Consider the following 3347-nt stretch of genomic DNA (forward strand, 5'->3'; position numbering starts at 1 on the left):
TGTTCCATTTTAGAGATTTGTTTAAGATAAGATATAACTCATTGAGATGTGTCATAGTATTCGTCGTTAGAAAACAATTATTGTGACATTATTTCAATGAGTTATCTATTTTTGTCGTGTACAGAGATTATTATAGAAGCCCCCATGAATAAATCGCTCATCATTTTCGGCATCGTCAACATAACCTCGGACAGTTTCTCCGATGGAGGCCGGTATCTGGCGCCAGACGCAGCCATTGCGCAGGCGCGTAAGCTGATGGCCGAGGGGGCAGATGTGATCGACCTCGGTCCGGCATCCAGCAATCCCGACGCCGCGCCTGTTTCGTCCGACACAGAAATCGCGCGTATCGCGCCGGTGCTGGACGCGCTCAAGGCAGATGGCATTCCCGTCTCGCTCGACAGTTATCAACCCGCGACGCAAGCCTATGCCTTGTCGCGTGGTGTGGCCTATCTCAATGATATTCGCGGTTTTCCAGACGCTGCGTTCTATCCGCAATTGGCGAAATCATCTGCCAAACTCGTCGTTATGCATTCGGTGCAAGACGGGCAGGCAGATCGGCGCGAGGCACCCGCTGGCGACATCATGGATCACATTGCGGCGTTCTTTGACGCGCGCATCGCGGCGCTGACGGGTGCCGGTATCAAACGCAACCGCCTTGTCCTTGATCCCGGCATGGGGTTTTTTCTGGGGGCTGCTCCCGAAACCTCGCTCTCGGTGCTGGCGCGGTTCGATGAATTGCGGCTGCGCTTCGATTTGCCGGTGCTTCTGTCTGTTTCGCGCAAATCCTTTCTGCGCGCGCTCACAGGCCGTGGTCCGGGGGATGTCGGGGCCGCGACACTCGCTGCAGAGCTTGCCGCCGCCGCAGGTGGAGCTGACTTCATCCGCACACACGAGCCGCGCCCCTTGCGCGACGGGCTGGCGGTATTGGCGGCGCTGAAAGAAACCGCAAGAATTCGTTAACTGCACATTCGGGATATTTCTCTATATTCGCGGTTCAGCAGGCATGTCCCCTTTGAGGGCGACCCGACGACAGGATAATCGACCTTATGGTGCGCAAATATTTCGGCACAGACGGTATTCGTGGCAAAGCCAACGAAGGCGCGATGACGGCGGAAACCGCCTTGCGCGTCGGCATGGCGGCTGGCCGTGTCTTTCGTCGCGGTGACCACCGCCATCGTGTCGTGATCGGCAAGGATACGCGCCTGTCGGGCTATATGCTTGAACCCGCGCTCACAGCCGGTTTCACCTCGATGGGCATGGACGTATTCCTTTTTGGCCCGCTGCCGACAACGTAATAGGAAGAATAAACGCCCTTTTCACCCAAGTCCAAATTAATTTGCCGATTCCATAATCAGGGTGTATTACAATTCCATAGAGTTTTTCAATCCAGGTGGTTTAGCTGATAACTTAACGATTGATCAGCTTCTTCGTGAAGATTACTCGCCATGGGCGCGCAATAAAAGGATATCTGCCACGTTCAAAGAAGCGCATTTTATTGAAAAATATGGGTCAGGCATCAAACGAATCCAAGAAGGCTTCGCATCCTATGGTCTGCGTCCCCCTGTCTTTGAAAATTTCCAGCACGGTTTTCGAGTTATTGTCTCATCAAAGCTACTTTTCGAATCTAATGAGGGAGTAAGTGAGGGAGTAAATCTACTATTTAATCAGATAAGAACTAATCCAGGAAAGCGTGCACCATTTTTAGTAAACGAGCTATTAGTTCCTGTCAAGATAGTAGAGCGGTGGCTCAAAATCTTAAGAGATGATCATAAAATCGAGTTTCGAGGAGCTCCTAAAAGTGGAGGATACTGGCTAAAATAGAAATCAATGATACTCTTAAGTGGCACCAATCGAACTCCTATTTTAGCATTTAAAAAAGTATCCTCACATCATTTTATTGAACAATACCTAAGGCTGCTCTGGCGGCATTGATATGATTATCGTCGTTGCACTCTACCGCAAAAGCGCCATATGCTAATGGAGCTGCAGCAGCCCTCTCTATAGATTGTTCGTAGAGCCTATCCCATATCGTTCCGCCTTGTTTAGCATACTCCGTTATCAAACTCTTCAGGCTATCCTCTCCAAAAACCGATACGTGACCAGAAAAGTCCAGTGCAGGATCACCCATATGCGCAGTAGACCAATCTATGATACCAGAGGTCTTACCTTCCTTCGAGGTTAAGACATGCCCTGCATAGAGATCGCCATGGATGAAACAAGTGAATTCAGGCCACAAAGGGTCATTGTCCAACCATCTACGGTATCTGTTTTCCAACGGCTCGCTGATACCTATCTCAGATTTCACCAAGTGGATACGGTCAGCTATTTCGGTCCTCAATTCACTTGGAGTCATTATTTTCAAGTTGCTCTTTCTCACATCGTCAGCTGTAATACGATGTAATTCGGCCAATGATTTTGCCAGAGACTCCACATAAGCTATGCTATCGCGATCTATGTTCCAAGAAACCTCATGTGTTATCGCATCGAATGTCAGAGCAGGCGCATCCTCCAGTAAAGGGTAGGCTATTAGGCGCTCCGATACAATTTTCCAATCAGGGACATTGATCGACAGGTTTCTTTTGGCTAAATCCAATATTCTACTTTCATTTTCGATTTGTTCAAGCATATCGCTTCTTCGAGGTATACGGAGTACCCAGTTCTCACCGTTTACTTCCTTTACAAAGGCAACTCTAAAGTCGATGCCCATCTCATTGACGCTCATCTCTTCCGAAATTCTCAGCCCATGCTCTAGGGCTAATGTTTGCATATCTTCGATTGTCATTTCTATACTGTTTTCTTTTATTAAATTGGTACCAGTTCCCCCGACAGGACATTCTGAATGTCATATACAGGTGTAACACTTTACCCATATTCTTTTCGTATGGATAACACTTCCCATCAGGGAACAAAAATCTGATACATGAATTAATTGTGAGACAGTAGACCTACTGTCGCATTGAAGCCATCTCGGCGACTATTTGATTAGGAAAACCAAGGCTTTGCCATCATAGCCTTATCATAGAAGTATAACATAGTTGTAAAGATAGAAAATTATTTTTTATTCATCCATGATGTTATTATTTTATAATAACATCATCTAAACATGTCCTGTCGCTCTTTTGTGCTGTGATATTTCATACCTATTAACTGCTTTCGTTTGAATTATACGACGTTCTACTCACAATAGGGCAAGGGTTACTCATTCCGTAGGATGCGGTTCACGTATAGGAAGAATAAACGCCCTTTTCACCCAAGTCCAACAGCTTTGGACCGCAGTTGACTCTTTCGACACCCCTGCGATGCAACCCAATCCGGCTGACGGGGAGCCAGCAACGCTGAAAATTTAC

4 protein-coding genes are annotated in these 3347 nt (G+C 47.4%); 3 read left to right on the forward strand and 1 reads right to left on the reverse strand.

Translation table 11 applies throughout. The annotated features are described in order from the left end of the window. Positions 1-144 precede the first annotated feature (144 nt). From sul2 to FTU37_RS16435, 3 genes are all read left to right on the forward strand, one after another. A complete protein-coding gene (sul2, locus tag FTU37_RS16425) occupies positions 145-960 on the forward strand; it encodes a sulfonamide-resistant dihydropteroate synthase Sul2 (RefSeq protein WP_001043260.1) in 816 nt (271 codons plus the stop codon). An 86-nt stretch (positions 961-1046) separates the two neighbouring features. Beyond that, positions 1047-1295 (forward strand): phosphoglucosamine mutase, encoded by a 249-nt coding sequence (locus FTU37_RS16430; protein ID WP_071830581.1) that lies wholly within the window; start codon positions 1047-1049, stop codon positions 1293-1295. 61 nt (positions 1296-1356) lie between these two features. Beyond that, positions 1357-1821 (forward strand): ATP-binding protein, encoded by a 465-nt coding sequence (locus FTU37_RS16435; RefSeq protein WP_071830580.1) that lies wholly within the window; start codon positions 1357-1359, stop codon positions 1819-1821. Between the two features lie 73 nt (positions 1822-1894). Here FTU37_RS16435 and mph read toward each other — a convergent pair whose 3' ends face one another. Then, positions 1895-2782 carry an Mph(E)/Mph(G) family macrolide 2'-phosphotransferase gene (gene mph, locus FTU37_RS16440; protein ID WP_071830579.1) on the reverse strand — a complete coding sequence of 296 codons (888 nt, stop codon included), beginning with the start codon at positions 2780-2782 and terminating at the stop codon, positions 1895-1897. Between the last annotated feature and the right edge of the window lie 565 nt (positions 2783-3347).

This window comes from Acinetobacter sp. YH12097 (assembly GCF_013419225.1).
Taxonomy (GTDB): Bacteria; Pseudomonadota; Gammaproteobacteria; order Pseudomonadales; family Moraxellaceae; genus Acinetobacter; species Acinetobacter amyesii.